Source organism: Candidatus Symbiopectobacterium sp. NZEC135 (genome assembly GCF_025962695.1).
Map to the genome: position 1 here is coordinate 1 of NZ_JAGFPF010001236.1, position 631 is coordinate 631.

General features: G+C 56.9%; 2 protein-coding genes. Both read right to left on the reverse strand.

The window, feature by feature from the left end; genetic code table 11:
- Positions 1-127: 127 nt before the first annotated feature.
- The gene (locus tag J5224_RS36050; RefSeq protein WP_413544766.1) at positions 128-304 is read right to left on the reverse strand and encodes a helix-turn-helix domain-containing protein; all 177 of its coding nucleotides are present in this window, start codon (positions 302-304) and stop codon (positions 128-130) included.
- On the reverse strand, positions 235-631 hold a 397-nt coding region (locus tag J5224_RS33560; protein WP_264629204.1), incomplete at its 5' end, for a hypothetical protein. The genes J5224_RS33560 and J5224_RS36050, both read right to left, overlap by 70 nt.

Here is a 631-nt window from a genome sequence, read left to right on the forward strand (position 1 = left end):
GCCTGTGCCGAAACGGCTGGTGAAAGCGTTACTTTGGCGGCGAAACCCGCCATCATCGGTTTGCTCAACGGTTTTTTCTGGGTAAAGCACGGTAGACATAACCACTCCTCATCAGGGTAACTGGCGATCATTTCAACGAATGTAAAAACTGCTCCTGACCACTGCGGTAGTCGGATGGGCTACTCCCGCACCAGGATTTAAAGGCGCGCCGGAAGCTGCGTTCATCAGAGAACCCTAAGCGCTCGGCGATATGCTCTGTGGTAACACCGCTGCGCAGCAGGCGACGGGCTTCGGTGAGACGCACTTCACGCGACAAAATGGAGTAGCTGTGCGGCGGCTGATGCTGAGCAGCCGCGCCATGTCGTCGGCAGAATGAATGGTGTCCAGATGTGCCTGCAAAAACTGAAGCAGGCTGTGTTTATCCCTGATGCGGCCCGCCACTGTGGCCGCCAGCCGCTCGGCCTGCGTACGCAGTGCACTGTTTAGCGCGGGTGTGGGGCGGTTAAGCCACTGGAGTGAGAAATCGATTTGCGCGATCCCCTCATCAAAGAAAACCGGACAGCCGAAATAGTGCTCAAGCGTGGATTTAGCAATGCCGCAGGAGCGCGTAAAGCGCACGCTGTCTGCAATA